The following is a 16,424-nucleotide window of genomic DNA, read 5'->3' as shown; positions in this document are numbered from 1 at the left end:
AGCTAATATTTTGAAGTATCCCCAAAACGAAAATTTTCTTCGTTTTGGGGAACTACCAATTTCTTAAGTTGATGGGCATGTATGGTGACCCCTATTAGAGAAATTTACTAGTTTATGGCTTTGACTCGGTTTTTCTAAAGAATACATCAGGATTATTCTGTCCGTTCAAAATATTTCGATTGTCACCCCAAGCATGGAGCAATGAATGACCTGGCCCCGTAATAACTTGATTGTATTCACCCATATAACAAGAAAACACTCTTGGATCAAAATTCACGAAAGCCCCACCGCTTGGTATATGATTATTAGGCACTTGAGAAAATTTGGTGCTGACCATATTTTCTTTCCCTACTTTACCAACGCCCTTATGAAGAGAGAATGTTTTCATAAACACACCAAATGTTCCATTACCTATGCCGCCAACATTATTAGGATCATTAAAGCGGTTATATTGAATATGAGCTCCTTTTTTATTGACAGCTACTGATGGAAAGAATGCATGTGGTAAATTATTGGAGATATTCACTTGAGTCCAGTTATTTCCTCCATTTTGACTATAGGCTAAAAAGACATCGATAAAGGTTGTACCTCCAATATTTCTACGTTGATTCCATACTACATAGATCGTACCATCTGGTCCTATACCTGCTTGAGGGATCTCAAACATCCTGATTACCCGTTGCTGCTCTGTTAATATAACAGGACGGAGTTCATTGGCTGGTCCGCATGGTACAACATCCGTAGCCGCTGCTGCAAATAGGCCAGCAGAGACTTGTACATTTATTGGGAAGGTATTTCCTCCATCGATTGACTTAGCCATACGAATGGAACGGTTCGCAGTATTTAGCTGAGCAAATGTGCCTGGCAAACGACTTTCATAAAAAACATATATATTCCCCGCTTTATCCACTACCGGAAAGGCTCCAAACACTGCATTAGCCCCAGCGACAATCGTTTGACTTGGAATAATAGGAGTTAATGTTACACCTGTTCCAAATTTTGAAAAACGAATTTTTGTACCTACATTAGGAGGGCCAAAGTCAGTCCATACAACATATAAAGCCTCATTTCCTGGATTATCAGCATCAGGACCTACTGTAATCCACGCTTTATCTTGATTTCCTGGATCACTAGCAGCTGGAGTCTGCCCTCGCCCAACAACTTGAGGAAGGTTCATAGTTATTGTTTTGTTTGGACTGATCGTTCCGGTTGAAACAGTGATTACACCTTCTTGCCTGCCTCCAATCAATTCATCCCCAATTTGTGAATAATAAAATACTCCATTTCTATCAACTGCTAAAGATGGATCACCAAAATTTTGACCTCCAGGATTGGCTGGTATTGACCCACCATCGGTCCAATTTTTACCTAAATCTTTTGAAAAGGAAAACCCTGAATAACTTGATGCCCCAGCTACCCCTGTGGCATTATTGGTATCATTAAATCCATACAAAATAAAATCTTTAAAACGCGCAAGGCTTGTCTCGCTTTGAGTTATATTTGGAAAACTAGCGATATCAACAGCAGGGTTATTCACTTGAACTTCTTTATCATTTGGTTTTGGTTTTGGCGGCATTTGATCACCCTTTCTATTATTTTTTTCAATATATAATATGAAAAAAACGAAAGAGTGCTTAGACTATTTAATAGATTTAAATTTTTTTGGAAGAGTCATTTAATCAATTAATTAGTCTTTAAACAAACCGAAAAAACCTTGCTGCTTTTGTTTCTGTACATCTCTAATGTTTTCAAGCAGGAGTGTTGGTCATATAAACATTGATACCACTAAGTCGTTTACTACGAGGAGAATATTTCATTCCTTTCTTTTTTTCTCGTACAACGTAATTAATGCTGTCAACATACCAAAAAGAGTCCTGATTGATCAGGACTCTTTTTTGAACTTTTACAAAAGTAAACTTTTAAACACCTAATTAAAATTCTATTATCTATTTTACCACTTGGACAGATACTGGCTTCCAACCCTGATTCTCTACCCAATCAATATCAACCTTATATTTTTTATTACTTTGTTTATCTCGTATATTACCGTAAGCTTTATTATTACCATTATTCCCAATAAACTCGAAAATCAATTGGCCCTCTGGAACATCAACAGCATAAGAAATTGCTTCTTTCATCTCATTCCAATCTACTGTTCCTTCTTTAAATTTCATTTCAGGTTTTGCTCCTTGCTTTGTACCAATTGGCTTCCAAGAAGGATTAGTTTGAGAACCCTTTTCTTGAGATACCGATTTTTCTGCTTTTTGTTTCTCTTCTAACAGTACTGCTTCTTTCTCTTCATTTTTCTTCTCTTCTAACAGTGCTGCTTCTCTCTCTTCACGTTTCTTTTCTTCTAACAGTGCTGCTTCTCTCTCCTCACGTTCCTTCTCTTCTAACTGCGCTGCTTCTTTCTCTTCACGTTTCTTCTCTTCTAACTGCGCTGCTTCTTTCTCTTTACCTTTCTTCTCTTCTATCTTTGTTGCTTTCTTTTTTTGAGCAATTGCTTGCTTTGATGTATCAGAAGGGGAAAACAACTGGTATGTCACTATACTAACTGTCACTAATACCAAAGTAAATGCAATATTAAAAATCACCTTTTTACGACGATTTTGTTGTTTTTCTTGAAACCTGCTTACTTGTCCCATTTTTTAAACCTCCGAGTTTATTTTCTCTTCTAATCTTTATGCATTTCTTATAATTCTTAATATTTTTATTAAACGATGGAAATGAATTACAATTCCCATACAAGATTTCATATCATAATAAAATTTGTGTTTTTTCAAGCATCTGACATATGTTATTCAAAAATATTTTAATACATTAAAAATCGATAAGCACCTGTTCGTAAGAAACCTTCAATTTTATTCAAAGGTGATTCCAATTACGTCCACATTAGATCTCCTGTAGAAATCTTTTTCACAATTAAGCCCCTTCTTCCCTTATTTATAATTTTCAAATTAAACTGCCCTCTATGGTACAATAAAGATGTGTTGTTTTCTACTGGGGTATGTCGTAAAATCAAAAGGGATTTTATCTCTTTTACCTTTTTTTCAGAGTAACTTTCACCACTAGGAAACTCTATTATTCCTAATGTAATTTTTAATTCGCTTTCATTAAAAATCCAATCCTTATTAAGTTCCCTTATCTTTTGTATAAAGCTTCTTTTGGTTTTTCCTATATAGATCAATGTTTCATTCTTAGCATATACTCTAGAGATTGCAAATATTCCCTTCTTAAAAGCTTCTTCTCTATTATAAAAATCATTTAAACTATACAATCCATACCACTTAATATGTACTGTTTCTATTAACCTCACCTCATTTTTAGATAATATTATAATTTCTGAATGTTCAAATTATTATGGATACATAGCCTTGATTACTTGAATTATAAATAGTGCTTTTCAATAATACATTTTATTATTACTAATTTCAATAATGAATATGTATATATCATGATGAATTTCCTATCATTTGTTTCGTCAAGTAGGGGTAGCGTCAGGAAAATGCGCATTTACAACGTTAAGGAAATCCCCATATTAAAAAGCCCCATTTATCAACATTTATATTGAGGAATTAGGTTCTTTTCGTTATTCCGTTAAAGCGCTCCTTTAATTGAATAACCAAAATCTCACCTCACTCATAATATCACTTAATTCTTATTAAACTAACGCACCTCGTTAGTTTAAGTGTAATTCTTCACAAATTTTTAGCAGGTTTAGTTAAAAATCTTTTTTATATAAACAAAAGAACTGAGCGAAAAATAACGCTCAGTTCTTTTACAAACATCCCATTTCATAAATGTGCGATCATATTATTTTCGTACAGCTTCAAATGTAATGAGTTGGCTATCTGTTGATGGTTGCTTTTTGAAAGTATAATCGGCAGAACAAGTAATATCAGTTTTACATGCATCATTGAATTAGTAGCTTTACATAGAGATTTTTTAGATTCCACTGATGATCCTTGCAGTTATCACACTAAAACAGTTTCTTTAGTATATTCTATAAAATTTTAAATACAACAATTCCTTATGAAGCATCATCTACTAAGATAACCATCATTTTTTGAGAATTATATTGAACTTACCTTTTTAAATTGTGCAGATAATTTGCAGATATATATTAGCATAAGTACTCTCCATTCGAACATATGATGAAGTGAATGATAGGACAGGGAGGTATCATGATGTTTGCTTATACGTTAACTGCCTTAACACTTTGTTGTATCTCAATTATTATTACATCATATATTTCTAAACGTAAGGGTACCCTAATGGAGTATATGGTATTTATTATGTCTTTTAGTATGAGTATCGGTTTAAGTATAGGTTTTTATTTAGGTATTCTCTTTAAAGGGGAATTACTATATTCTACTTTGCTTGCTATTTTGATTAGTGGTTGTATCGGTCTTTTAGTCGGTCTACGTTTTCACCTATATACTGCCTTAGAAGGAATGTTCTCTGGATTAATGGCAAGTATGATGGGAGCAATGATTACAGAAATGCTAAATGCGCAACAAGCTCATAGTATACTATTCATTAGCCTTTTACTTTCTATAACGATAACTATGTCATGTATAATTCAGCTTTTATCAGAAACCTTTACTACTTATATCCATCGTCGGTTTCTATTATTACTCTCCATTGGCGTAGTAATTATCCTGACTGTATTCATAACGTTCCCAGAGCATGTCCCGCCAACCTCTTCCACAGAAGAACAACATAAACATTAGCAGCTATAATCGATTCCCTCTAATATTTCATTATATTAGAGGGAATCGATTTCATTAATTTTATATCTTAACAGATGAAGATTAAAAACACTTTGAATCGCTGGCCCAAAATTTCTATATCTATATAATTGATAACACATTAATTTCATAGATATTCAATTCTCTTTGCTTGAGAAGGTATACCATTCCACCTTGAAATAATAAATTTTCACTTAACCAATATATGTTTTTGGATCCATAGCATTGCTCTTCTGTGCATTCCATTCACCTTTATGGATTTCAAAATGTAAGTGCTGTCCTTCAGATTGTCCTGTATTCCCCATTATGCCAAGTTGTTGTCCTCGCTTCACTTTTTGACCAGTAGAAACAGAACGACTCCTTAAATGAGCATATACAGTCGTATATGTTTGTCCGTTAATATTGTGAGAAATAAACACAACATTACCATAGCTTGTAGAATAATAAGAGCGAGTGACTACACCTTCTGCGGCGGCAACAACCGGCACTATTCCTGAAGCAGCAATATCTAATCCGTGATGCATTTGCCTACCACGTTTCTCAAATCCAGAAGTATATCTTCCTACAGCTGGTTGAATAAATTCATTTGTTGTATTTATCTCTTGGGATTGTCGCTGCTCCTCTGCATCAGTCTCACTTGTTTTTGATAGGAATTTACTTGATACATAACCGTTTTTACCGTTGTAATTAATTTTTTTCCATCCATTTTGTTCAAATAGAACTTGTACTTTTATTCCTTTTGATAAAGCACCGATTACACCATGATTTGTACCAGCACCGCTTCTTACATTTAACACGCTTACGTTAACATAGTAGTCATCAACTGTTGCTCCAGTAGATGGATTACTTGTTTCAGGCTTTGGTGGTGTACCTCTTTTAACAAATTTTACATATTCACTGCTTACATAACCAGTTCTTCCATTATGATTAATTTTCAGCCAGCCATTTTCAACGCCAGTTACTTGCAATGTTCGTCCGTTTAATACACCACCAATTACACTATGGTAAGTAGCAGGACCTGTACGCACACGTAAAGATGTAGCGTCTACAATGTATATACCGTCAGCTTGAACTGTAACATTATTTTGTTGTTCATTTGCATTAGAACCACTCTTTGAAATGTAATCTTTACTAATATAGGCGTCTTGTCCTTTATAGTTAATTTTGAACCAATTTTGTACTTCACCAGTCACTGGAACTACTTGTCCTTTATACATAGAACCTAAAATCGTGTGGGAAGTACTTGGACCTGTACGAACGCGGAGGGAGGATACGTTAACTTTGTAATCCCCACTCGCTACTTGAAATTCCCCATTGTTATTGTCGCTTCCATTTGAGCCACTGTCTTTCACAAATTGACTGCTTACATAACCCACTTTTCCATTATGGTTAATTTTCAACCAGCCGTTATCTTCTCCAATAACTTGTAAAACTTTCCCTTCATACACGCGCCCCATTATTGCACTAGATGTATTTGGCTGTGTGCGAACACGTAATACATTAGCAGTTACAATTTTACTACGACTCTTACCTATATTCGTCTTTGCTAGTACGCCATTTTTCGAAATAAATTCACTACTTACGTAGCCAATTTTTCCGTTATGATTGACTTTCAACCAACTGTTTTCTTCTCCAATAACTTGTAAAACTTCCCCTTCATACACGCGTCCCATAATTGCACTAGACGTATTTGGCTGTGTGCGGACACGTAGAACATTCGTATTTACTGTTACTTGATTTTCATATTTTACTACATCAGTAGTTTGCTCATGCTTCGTGTCTTTTTGTATAACAGTATTTTTCGCTTGAGCAGTACTAATAAATACACTTCCTGTAACAGAAGCTACTGCTACACTAGCTAAAATTTTTTTCATAAGTATAAAACACCTTCCTACAAACATATTCAAGTATCATTATGTTTTTATGTTAACTTCCATTTCTTTTCATTCTAACTATTCAGGAAAAGTATCCTTTTATTATCCACCATCTATACCTAGTAATAAAAGAAACTTAAATCCATTAGACTTTGAAAATTCTCTCATTGCTTCAATCTAACACTACATAATGTAGTTTTAATTTCCAAAAAAAATAGCTACAAATGATCACCTATAATTAATACTACAAAAATAAAAAAATCATAATTTAGGCCTTCTTCATTTAACTTATACTTTTGCTTAAATATACCAGCTCTCCTTTCACACTACGAATTGTAGTATAAAATAAAAGAAAGGTCAAATATAAGTATTTAGCCTTTTGTAACTACAATACATTACATTTATCCATTTCTAATCTAATCATAAATAATTATTTTTTTTAATGCCTAAATAACCAAAAAACATTTTTACCTTGTAAACTCTTCCTACAGCATAGCTCTCTCTTATTGTCTAAATTTTTATAAAAATAATATTACCAATTCACAACATGACATATAAAAGCAGCAATCTACTAAGATAACTGCTTTACATTATGATAAACTACATGAATTTCACATTATTCCGGCTTATTAGGAATATCAGGGTTTGGAACATAATCAGATTTGTAATCTGTATATTTTACTTCCGTTACCATCCCTGCTGAAGCATGGTGTAGATCGTGACAGTGGAACATCCACTCACCCGGATTGTCTGCTACAAAGGCTACTTCATATTCTTCTCCTGGTTTCAGATTTAATGTGTCTTTAACAATTGGAGAACCTTCAATCGGTTTTCCATCTTTACTTAATACTTGGAAGAAATGACCGTGCAAATGCATCGGGTGATCGTCTCTTTTAGAGCGATTTACTAATTTCACTTTTACTAAGTCACCCTTTTTTACTAGAATTGGATCAATATCTGGAAATACTTTTCCGTTAATTGTATAAACCATTTCATTTCCATTCATTTTCGTATTCAAGTCCATATTATTTGTGGCAGTATACTGCTGCTCTAGTGTGAAATTACCTAATTTTTTCTCACCATATTTCGTCATATCTAATTTCGGTAGTTTTTCTTTTTCATTTGCTCTGTCTTTCATCTCTTTACTACCTTCATATTCAATAATGGTTTTCATTCCTTTTGCACCTTTATTTGCTGAATGGTCTTCAACATACCATTTCCCAGGATTGTTAGCAGTAAATTCAACATCATAACGTTCACCCGGTGCGATTGAAATTACTTTATCCTTTATAGCTTTTGGATCGTTTATTGGTTGACCATCTGTCGCAACTACTTTTATATCATGACCGTGAACGTGTATATCATGTGATAGATAACCAGCATTAACGAGTCGAAGACGAACTTTATCACCCTTTTTCACTTTTAACGGCTCTACTACATCACCGCTTTTACCATTGATTGTGAATAAGTTATACATACTCATATCATGACCTTCCATCTTCATATTTCCATGGTCCATTCCTGCCATATTACCAGAGTCTTTTTTATCACTACCCATGTTCATACCTGAATGATCCATGCCTTTCATATCATCATTCTTTTTCGTATTTTCATTATCCTTAGATTTATTACCTTTTTGCGCTTTTGTCATTTCTTTTAACTGCTTATTAATTTCTTCTTTATCTGTTATCCATTCATCTAACATTAACGTGTAATCTTTATCATACTTTTCATTTGTATCCTCTACAATAAGAGCACCATATAAACCTCTATCTAGTTGATTTACAGAATCTTGATGTGAATGATACCAATACGTTCCTGGTACGTTCGCTTCAAATTCATAGGTGAAACTTTTTCCTGATTCAACCGCATCTTGTGTCACGCCTGGAATTCCATCCATGTTATTTGGGACAGGATACCCATGCCAATGAATAGATACTGGTGCAGGTAATTCATTTTTTAATGTCACTTTAACCTTTTCACCTTTTTTCACCCTAATTTCCGGACCCGGGGATGAACCATTAAATGTCCAGACTGGAACAATAACACCGCTACTTAGCTTTTGTTTTTCTTCTTTCGCTACTAAAGTAACTTCTGGCCCTTTTACAACTTTCAATGGCTTTGTAGCCGTTTCAGTCTGTGTTGTTTTTTTATCATTCATATTTTTATGATCATTTGTTGTATTTGTGGTCTCAGAACATGCAGCAATTAAAGATATTACGGAGACTGTAACTGCTGTTAATACAAATCTCTTCATAGAAAATCCCTCCTTTTTCTTTTTCAAGATTATTATAGAAGATAATTTTCAAGAAAATATGGAGATATAAAATGAGCAAAATAAAAAGGCACCCAAAATTGAGCGCCTCTTCTAACTATTATTTTGTAACAACTTCATCTTCTTTTACATTTACATTATTGTTACTCATAAACCCTTCAATCTCTTCAACTGTTCTAATGATATCTTTTGACAAATTTTCATAGCCATCTTTTGTTACAAGGATATCATCTTCAATACGAATACCAATTGATTCTTCTTCAATATATAGACCTGGTTCAATCGTAATAACCATACCTTCTTCTAATACTCTTTCTTTGTATGTTCCAACATCGTGAGTATCTAAACCAAGAAAGTGACTGACACCATGATAATAATATTTAGATAGTTCCTCATCTTCTTGAATTAAACCAATAGCTTTACACTCTTCTGCTAGTACCTTTTTTGTATGCTCATTTAATGCAGCAAAATTTAAGCCTGGCTTAATAATCTCTGTTGTTTCTTTCAATGCTTTTAATACAATATTATAGATTTGTTTTTGGCGACTAGAGAATATTCCATTTGCCGGGAAAGTATAACTAATATCAGCGTTATAATAGTCTTTTTGAGCGCCTAAATCTAGCAGTACTAAATCACCATTTTGAATTTGTGCATCATTATCTTCATAATGAAGAACTGTTGCATTTTTCCCACTTGCCAAAATTGTATTGAACGCATGATGCTTAATCCCAGATGACTTCAGTGTGAAATCAAACTGAGCTTCTAATTCATATTCCATCATGTCTGCTTTTGCATGCTTTAACACATTGTAAATACCGTCTTTCGTTACAGCAATTGCTTCTTTAATGATTTCAATTTCTTCCTCTGTTTTAAACACTCGTAATTCACAAATTTCCGGGTATACATTACCAATTGTTATGTGTGGGTACTGTTCTCTTACATGTTTAGCAAACGCTAACGTTTTCGTCTCAGTACCCTTCCACTCACGACGCTCTAAATCTAAATACACATGTTGCGCATTTTCTGCGAAAAGTGTATGTGCCATTGTCTTCTCAAAGCTTTCTATATATACAACTTTTTGTATGCCTGAAATTCGTTCTGCATCTTCTTTAGAAACTGTTTTACCGACCCATTTTTCCATTACTGGATCTGATTTTTCAATGAAAAGAGTTTCTTCCACACTATTTCCAAACTTTTTCAACATGAAAATAACATTGGGCTCATCGATTCCCGTTAAATAGTAAAAATTTCGATTCGGCACAAATTTATAATGGGCATCTGCTGACATATGAGGTGCGTGTCCAGCAAATAAAATCGTAATCGATTCATCATGTAATGTTTTCGCTAATCGTTCTCTATTTTGAGCAAAAAATGTTGATTTCATAATAATCCCCCTAGCGTTCTATGTATAATTTTGAAACTGATTATCCAATATAATTCATTTTATTATTGTTATAATTTTTCGTCAATTAATAATGTTTATATAGAAGATAAACTTTCATTACTAGGCATCTAATCACTCCACAATTTCTTGACATTTATTCCATATACTTAACATCTCATATATATAAGAAAGGAGCCTACAAACGTGAAACATTACGTAGGACTAGCCATTACTTCATTATTTATCATTACAGGATGCTCTAATAACGTAGAAACACCACCAGTAAAAATAGAAACCGTTCAATCTCAGCCCCAAAATAAAGATAACGCAAATACGATTCCGCAAAACTTCTATAAAGAAATTACATCTGGAAAAATAGCGCACATTCACGGAATTGGCTATGCAGGAAATATGCCTGGTATTTCTATCGCAACTCATAGTGGTATAAAAGTTTATCAAAATGGAAAATGGTTTGAAACTGCTACACAGTTACACGATTATATGGGCTTTCAGGCAACTAAAAATGGATTTTTTGCTAGTGGGCATCCGGAACCAGGTGCAAATTTAAAAAATCCTTTAGGATTAATGAAAAGTTCTGATGGCGGCAATAACCTGGAAAAGCTAGCATTCTATGGAGAATCTGATTTTCATAACCTTGCTGTCGGATATAATTCGGAAGCAATTTATTTATACAATGAACGTCCTAATTCTAAATTACAACAAGGTTTTTATGTCAGTACGGACAACGGACAAGAATGGAAAAATAGTAAGTTAAGGGGGCTTTCAAGTACAATCCATGCATTTTCAGTACATCCGGATCAAGCGAGTGTAATCGCAGTAAGTGCTAAAGATGGTGTTTATTTATCTACAGATTACGGGAATACATTTGAACTATTCTCTAAATCACTTGAATCAACCGCAGTTACATTAAATAATGAAGATGCTATTTATGCCTCTATCAATAAGAAAGGTGAACAAATGATTACGAAAAAATCAATTGGTACAAATGAAGAGGTAAACATACAAGTTCCATCATTAGATGCTAAAGATAACATGATGTATATTGCACAAAACCCTCAAAATTCATCTGAGATAGTTCTTGCTACAATGCAAGCAAATGTATTCCTTTCCACAGATGACGGTAAAACGTGGAAACAGATTACTAAAAATGGGATATTACAATTTAATTAGAAAGGTGAATATAACGTGTTTTCAACAATTAGCGAGTGGAGTTATCAACTCATGTCTCCTTTAATGGATGTCGCGAATGCTACGAAATCAATCCCTCTTTTATTTGCGTTTTTATTAGGCATAGTGGGTACCCTTGCTCCATGCCAATTAACAGGAAACATTAGCGCCATTACAATCTATGGCAATCAATCTTTACAAAAGGGAAATATCTGGAAACATATATTGTTATTCATTTTAGGAAAAATAATAGCTTTTACGACACTTGGACTATTAGTATGGTTCTTAGGAAAAGAGATTCAGCAAATATTAACTTTGTATTTCCCATGGTTACGTAAACTGATCGGACCTTTATTAATAATAATGGGGGTAATATTATCAGGTATTATAAAAGGTAGAAACTTCTTCTCTACCATCTTCCCTATCACATCTATACGAAAACAAAATGAAGTCAGCTCATTTTTTCTTGGGTTCTTCTTTTCGTTAGCTTTCTGCCCTACTATGTTTGTGCTATTTTTCGGAACATTAATACCACTCTCTTTAACATCTAATTACGGGTATTTATTTCCTACCTTTTTCTCTATAGGAACTGTTCTACCTGTCGTTGTATTACTGTCCATTATCTCCTACCTAGGCTTAAATGGAACACTACTTAAAAAGAGCCGAAAAATAGGGAAAAATATTCAGCGTATAGCTGGTGTACTTCTCGTTTTAATCGGACTTTATGATACCGCCCTATATTGGTAATACATACAAAAGGTAAGCTTCAATGAAATAAGCTTACCTTTTGTATCATTTTATTCATTTTTCTTTTGTTGTAATTGTGTTAGCAAATTCGTAACAAACGCGAGAAACAATGGATCTTTCTCTTTTTTAGGCGACCACTGCATAATGAGTTGCCGCGGGATTTCAATGTCTATCGGTTGCACGATAAAGTCATGAATAATTTGTTTATGAAGTCCTGATAACGGAACGATCGTTATACCGTTAACTTGTAAAGTAAGTGCTAATGCCGAGCTAATTGACTCTGACTCCATCACTTTATTCACTGTTATTTCGTTTTTCATTAAGTATGGTTCAAGTACTTCTTTACAACCAGAAAGTGGCATAATAAAAGGATAATTTTTCAACTCTTTACTAGTAAGATTAGGTGGAATATTCTTTGAAGAAACGATAACATAAGGATCTTCACCAATAACTTCATAGTGAAATCCTGGTATTAGATTTTCTTTTATAGAAATAGAAAAATCAGCACTTCCAGCAGACAGCCAATTTAAAACTTCTTGATAGCTTCCCTCTCTAACTGCAAGCACGTACTGACTTTGATCAATATTACCTAATTGGATACACTCTGCCAAACAATATACAGTAACGGAAGGATACGTAGCTAATACAATCTTATACAAACTTTTATTCTTCAAGTGTAAAGCTGTTTCTTCAAGATTTTCATACTCCATTAGAAGTCGTTCTACACAAACTAAAAATTCTTTTCCATTTTCAGTTAACATCGTTCCTTGTCTAGAGCGCTCAAATAAAGTTAAAGCATATCGTTTCTCTAGTTTGTTTATAATATGCGTTATTGCTGGCTGTGTCATATGTAATTCCTTAGCTGCTAAACTAATGCTGTTCAACCGAGCCACATATTTAAAAACTTTAAAATCAAAGACGTTCATTCTGTTCTCCTTATATAAAAGATATTTATATCATCTATAAATAACCTTCATTATATTTATCAAACTACTTCCTATACACTAAGTATACACTATCAATTTTACAAAAAAATAAAGCATATAAACATTAGAGGAGTGTTGATTAAATGAGTACTTACGTTTTAGTACATGGAGCATGGCAAGGTGAATGGGCATGGGAATTAGTAAAACCTCAACTAGAGGCTTTAGGTCACACTGTTATTACACTAGACTTACCTGGAAGCGGGAAAGATACAACTCCTTCACAAAATATAACGTTAGATTCCTATGTTGATGCAGTAACAGCTACTATAAATCAACAAACTGAAAAAGTTATTGTTGTTGGACATAGTATGGGTGGAATTGTGATCACTCAAACCGCTGAACTTATACCGAATAAAATCGATAAATTAGTATATCTTTGTGCATTCTTACCACAAAACGGAGAAAGCCTTGGCAGTAAATTAGATGGTGAAGCTGGTCCACAATTTTCAATAAATGAGAACGACATGACAGCTGAACTTATACCTAATCTAATTGAAAAAACATTTTTAAATGCTACCGAAAATGAAGAGATTAAAGAAGCATCTTCCAAAAAAATGCGTCCTCAGCCACTAGGACCATTTCAACAACAGCTAAAAATTTCTGAAGAAAACTTCGGAACTGTAGATCGCATTTATATTGAAACAACTCTAGATAGAGCGATTCCAATTGATTTTCAGCGCCGAATGAATACAGAAACTCCATGCTCGAAGATTATTACTTTAGAAGCTGATCATTCTCCCTTCTTTTCAAAAGCAACAGAACTTGTGAATTGTTTACATGCGTTAAGCTAAATTTCATTTAATGAAAATAGACACCCGCGGGTGTCTATTTATTATGCTAACTAAGGATTGTATGTTCTTCTCTACATTTGCATTCCCTTTTGCTTCATCTCCCACTTTTTATACAGTAATACTGCACCAAATAAGAATACACCCGCAACAAATGAACCTACTGGTAACATCTTTATCATTTCATCTGGAAATACGAGCGGCAGTAATGGAAATGCATATGCTGCTGGAATACGTACACTAACTATTTTTAATAAAATAAGCATTAAAATCATATTTAATAAAGTGACTATAATCCATGAGTCGATTGCAAAGTACAATAAAGTTCCAACAGTTGCAGATGTAGTTAATACTACTATTTGTTTACATACCATTTTTTCATTGTACATCGGTTTTTGAAGTGATTCATACACAACAACTAATATTGGCGGAATAACCGCTAATTGTTCATGACCAGTGATCCAGCATATACTTATCCAAATGAAATTTAGTATTAGAAATACAGCCATATATTTATATTGGATGTTAACTTTTCTCTCAATACCGCTATTCAATTTAAAAACAAGGACACCAAGCATTAAAATAAATGTTAAAACGAAGACTGAGATAACAAATGACCATTCAGTCGCATTTGTCACTGAAGGTAATAAACCTGTCGCAATAGATGGTGCAAAATTTGATTGTATAATACGTAAAAACAGCATCATGAATATAAGTGTTACGCTTACTTTTGCTATATAAGCTAAATCCATTTGATTCACGATAAAACCAATACCAGCTGTTATTGACGGTGCAATAAAGATTTTTTCTGGCTGCCTTAACCAACCTGGCTCACGATACGCCCATAAAGCAATTGCCATCGCTGCTATTTCCGGCAAAATGACTTCCGGATCATTTAATAACACACCCGCTGTAACCATAGCTAAAATAAAGAAAATAGCAATCGTATATGAGATGATTGTTTCTTTTTTTGAAATTACTGCATTCATTATTACATACTCCCTTTACTTACTACTCTCACAATGTAAAACAAAAATTTAATATACCCTACTAAGGTATTGTATATTAATATCTTTTCCATTTCAAGTATTCGTAATTTTTTCATTTTTCATCACCCATTACACTTACAAAAAAAGGATTTTTATAGGCGTTGACACTCATTGAAAGATAGGTTACAATAACTATACATTAGTAAGTAACTAATGTAATTAAATCTAACTTGAGGTGAAAACAAATGAAAAACATTTTATTCCGTATTAACGAATTATCAAAAAAAGAAAAAACATCTGGATTAACAGTTGATGAAAAACAAGAACAACAAATGTTACGTCAAAACTATACAAAAACATTTCGTGGAAGTTTAGATTCCATTTTATTAAACACAAAAATTGTCGATTCAAATGGTTTTAATGTTACACCAGTTGCATTACAAGATGCTCAAATTCGTTTGAAATTAAGCAAATGAAATTAAAACTAAAGAAACAATTGTATAAAACATAAAAGAGCTGGACTTTTCATAATGAAATTCCAGCTCTTTTTCTACTTAATATTGTTGTTTTTGCAATGTAACATACGAGCGATACATCGCAATTCTCCACGACACAATCATCGCAAATGCGAGTAAGAAAAACATCCCGCTTAATTGCGCCAAATCAAGTGTTTGGCTTAAATATGATTTTAATGCGACTCGTACAGCTAATAAACCAATTAAAATAAATATAAATGCTTTTGACGGTTTCATATATATATGTTCGCCTCTTACTTCGAACTTAGTTGTTTTAATAAGAAATATAGAGAAAATAAGTCCTGCGATAATTGCCTCTACTATTTCTAACGATGTTAATCGGAATTCCGGTAAGAAGAACATCATGGCGCCAGTACTCATAAAAATTGGCGGCAAAATAATTTTCTTTTTCGTAACCGGCTTTTTCGCTGACTTAAAGCGAAGAAACATAACACCAACGGCCATACAAACTGCTATGATACTTGATAAAAGTGCTACACTCATACTCTCCACTCCTATCTATTTAATAGACTTTTTGAGTAAAATCATAAACCAAACGAAACCGATACTTATAATAACATGACCTAATCCAGCCATATGGCTTAAACCGTTAAAGTCAGTTCCATTTACTTGTAGAAGACCTCTACATACCATTGTTACGATAGTAATAATTAATCCTGTATTATATACAACAAACCAGGTATGAAAATTTTTTGTTTCTTGTATTTGAAATACTTTAACTAAAGCAACAGCGACTAAAAAGAATATGAATCCAAGCACTAGTACGTGTGTATGTACTAATTGCAACATAGTGGAACCTTTAATTCCTTGTGCTTTCGTATACTCTCGCGCAAATACTCCTGATAATAAACCAATAATTAAGTAAATGAATGCTGCATTATATAATTTCTTCATTCTATTCCTCCT

The 16,424-nt window shown here is 33.4% G+C and carries 14 protein-coding genes and 1 pseudogene; 5 read left to right on the top strand and 10 right to left on the bottom strand.

The window, feature by feature from the left end; translation table 11 throughout:
* Positions 1 to 112 precede the first annotated feature (112 nt).
* From JDS98_RS05960 to JDS98_RS05950, 3 genes are all read right to left on the bottom strand, one after another.
* A complete protein-coding gene (locus JDS98_RS05960) occupies positions 113 to 1,576 on the bottom strand; it encodes a hypothetical protein (RefSeq protein WP_097958315.1) in 1,464 nt (487 codons plus the stop codon).
* Positions 1,577 to 1,946: 370 nt separating this feature from the next.
* Entirely contained in the window at positions 1,947 to 2,645 is a 699-nt protein-coding gene (locus JDS98_RS05955) for a YrrS family protein (RefSeq protein ID WP_199633635.1), read from the bottom strand.
* A 236-nt stretch (positions 2,646 to 2,881) separates the two neighbouring features.
* The gene (locus JDS98_RS05950) at positions 2,882 to 3,316 is read right to left on the bottom strand and encodes a hypothetical protein (RefSeq protein ID WP_033662984.1); all 435 of its coding nucleotides are present in this window, start codon (positions 3,314 to 3,316) and stop codon (positions 2,882 to 2,884) included.
* A gap of 871 nt (positions 3,317 to 4,187) precedes the next feature.
* Between JDS98_RS05950 and JDS98_RS05945 the strand changes: the two genes are divergently transcribed.
* Positions 4,188 to 4,733, top strand: a complete 546-nt coding sequence (locus JDS98_RS05945) for a hypothetical protein (RefSeq protein WP_000458513.1) — start codon at positions 4,188 to 4,190, stop codon at positions 4,731 to 4,733.
* A 212-nt stretch (positions 4,734 to 4,945) separates the two neighbouring features.
* On the opposite strand, the gene JDS98_RS05940 is transcribed toward JDS98_RS05945, so the two are convergent.
* From JDS98_RS05940 to JDS98_RS05930, 3 genes are all read right to left on the bottom strand, one after another.
* Positions 4,946 to 6,625 carry an SH3 domain-containing protein gene (locus tag JDS98_RS05940; RefSeq protein ID WP_098712031.1) on the bottom strand — a complete coding sequence of 560 codons (1,680 nt, stop codon included), beginning with the start codon at positions 6,623 to 6,625 and terminating at the stop codon, positions 4,946 to 4,948.
* 616 nt (positions 6,626 to 7,241) lie between these two features.
* Positions 7,242 to 8,882, bottom strand: coding sequence for a multicopper oxidase family protein (locus tag JDS98_RS05935; RefSeq protein ID WP_097958319.1), 1,641 nt, complete (start codon positions 8,880 to 8,882; stop codon positions 7,242 to 7,244).
* A 118-nt stretch (positions 8,883 to 9,000) separates the two neighbouring features.
* Complete coding sequence (locus JDS98_RS05930; RefSeq protein ID WP_199633634.1) at positions 9,001 to 10,284, bottom strand: aminopeptidase P family protein; 1,284 nt, start codon at positions 10,282 to 10,284, stop codon at positions 9,001 to 9,003.
* A 204-nt stretch (positions 10,285 to 10,488) separates the two neighbouring features.
* On the opposite strand from JDS98_RS05930, the gene JDS98_RS05925 reads away from it, so the two are divergent.
* Together JDS98_RS05925 and JDS98_RS05920 are read left to right on the top strand one after the other, a co-directional pair.
* A complete protein-coding gene (locus JDS98_RS05925; RefSeq protein ID WP_097958320.1) occupies positions 10,489 to 11,475 on the top strand; it encodes a F510_1955 family glycosylhydrolase in 987 nt (328 codons plus the stop codon).
* A 15-nt stretch (positions 11,476 to 11,490) separates the two neighbouring features.
* Positions 11,491 to 12,219 (top strand): urease accessory protein UreH domain-containing protein, encoded by a 729-nt coding sequence (locus JDS98_RS05920; RefSeq protein WP_223268663.1) that lies wholly within the window; start codon positions 11,491 to 11,493, stop codon positions 12,217 to 12,219.
* A gap of 50 nt (positions 12,220 to 12,269) precedes the next feature.
* On the opposite strand, the gene JDS98_RS05915 is transcribed toward JDS98_RS05920, so the two are convergent.
* Positions 12,270 to 13,145, bottom strand: coding sequence for a LysR family transcriptional regulator (locus JDS98_RS05915; RefSeq protein WP_001100321.1), 876 nt, complete (start codon positions 13,143 to 13,145; stop codon positions 12,270 to 12,272).
* 143 nt (positions 13,146 to 13,288) lie between these two features.
* Here JDS98_RS05915 and JDS98_RS05910 point away from each other — a divergent pair, with 143 nt between their 5' ends.
* On the top strand, positions 13,289 to 13,996 hold the full coding sequence (locus tag JDS98_RS05910; RefSeq protein WP_000109315.1) for an alpha/beta fold hydrolase: 708 nt from the start codon (positions 13,289 to 13,291) through the stop codon (positions 13,994 to 13,996).
* Between the two features lie 71 nt (positions 13,997 to 14,067).
* Here the strand turns inward: JDS98_RS05910 and JDS98_RS05905 are convergent, their stop codons facing one another.
* Positions 14,068 to 14,982 (bottom strand): hypothetical protein, encoded by a 915-nt coding sequence (locus JDS98_RS05905; RefSeq protein WP_199633633.1) that lies wholly within the window; start codon positions 14,980 to 14,982, stop codon positions 14,068 to 14,070.
* A 245-nt stretch (positions 14,983 to 15,227) separates the two neighbouring features.
* Here JDS98_RS05905 and JDS98_RS05900 point away from each other — a divergent pair, with 245 nt between their 5' ends.
* A complete protein-coding gene (locus JDS98_RS05900; protein ID WP_000789785.1) occupies positions 15,228 to 15,458 on the top strand; it encodes a DUF896 domain-containing protein in 231 nt (76 codons plus the stop codon).
* 49 nt (positions 15,459 to 15,507) lie between these two features.
* Here JDS98_RS05900 and JDS98_RS05895 read toward each other — a convergent pair.
* Positions 15,508 to 16,001 (bottom strand): annotated as a pseudogene (locus tag JDS98_RS05895) (CcdC family protein).
* A 15-nt stretch (positions 16,002 to 16,016) separates the two neighbouring features.
* Complete coding sequence (locus tag JDS98_RS05890; RefSeq protein WP_097958321.1) at positions 16,017 to 16,412, bottom strand: DUF2871 domain-containing protein; 396 nt, start codon at positions 16,410 to 16,412, stop codon at positions 16,017 to 16,019.
* Positions 16,413 to 16,424 lie beyond the last annotated feature (12 nt).

The organism is Bacillus cereus group sp. N11 (genome assembly GCF_016483605.1).
In the GTDB taxonomy this organism is placed as follows: Bacteria; Bacillota; Bacilli; order Bacillales; family Bacillaceae_G; genus Bacillus_A; species Bacillus_A toyonensis.
The sequence above is the reverse complement of the archived record's forward strand: the minus strand, read 5'-3'. Positions and strand labels throughout refer to the sequence as shown.

Coding starts and splice junctions, on each gene's coding strand:
- JDS98_RS05940 (WP_098712031.1), bottom strand. CDS start 6,625: ATGAAAAAAATTTTAGCTAGTGTAGCAGTAGCTTCTGTTACAGGAAGT.
- JDS98_RS05930 (WP_199633634.1), bottom strand. CDS start 10,284: ATGAAATCAACATTTTTTGCTCAAAATAGAGAACGATTAGCGAAAACA.
- JDS98_RS05900 (WP_000789785.1), top strand. CDS start 15,228: ATGAAAAACATTTTATTCCGTATTAACGAATTATCAAAAAAAGAAAAA.
- JDS98_RS05945 (WP_000458513.1), top strand. CDS start 4,188: ATGTTTGCTTATACGTTAACTGCCTTAACACTTTGTTGTATCTCAATT.
- JDS98_RS05910 (WP_000109315.1), top strand. CDS start 13,289: ATGAGTACTTACGTTTTAGTACATGGAGCATGGCAAGGTGAATGGGCA.
- JDS98_RS05935 (WP_097958319.1), bottom strand. CDS start 8,882: ATGAAGAGATTTGTATTAACAGCAGTTACAGTCTCCGTAATATCTTTA.
- JDS98_RS05955 (WP_199633635.1), bottom strand. CDS start 2,645: ATGGGACAAGTAAGCAGGTTTCAAGAAAAACAACAAAATCGTCGTAAA.
- JDS98_RS05905 (WP_199633633.1), bottom strand. CDS start 14,982: ATGAATGCAGTAATTTCAAAAAAAGAAACAATCATCTCATATACGATT.
- JDS98_RS05960 (WP_097958315.1), bottom strand. CDS start 1,576: ATGCCGCCAAAACCAAAACCAAATGATAAAGAAGTTCAAGTGAATAAC.
- JDS98_RS05890 (WP_097958321.1), bottom strand. CDS start 16,412: ATGAAGAAATTATATAATGCAGCATTCATTTACTTAATTATTGGTTTA.
- JDS98_RS05915 (WP_001100321.1), bottom strand. CDS start 13,145: ATGAACGTCTTTGATTTTAAAGTTTTTAAATATGTGGCTCGGTTGAAC.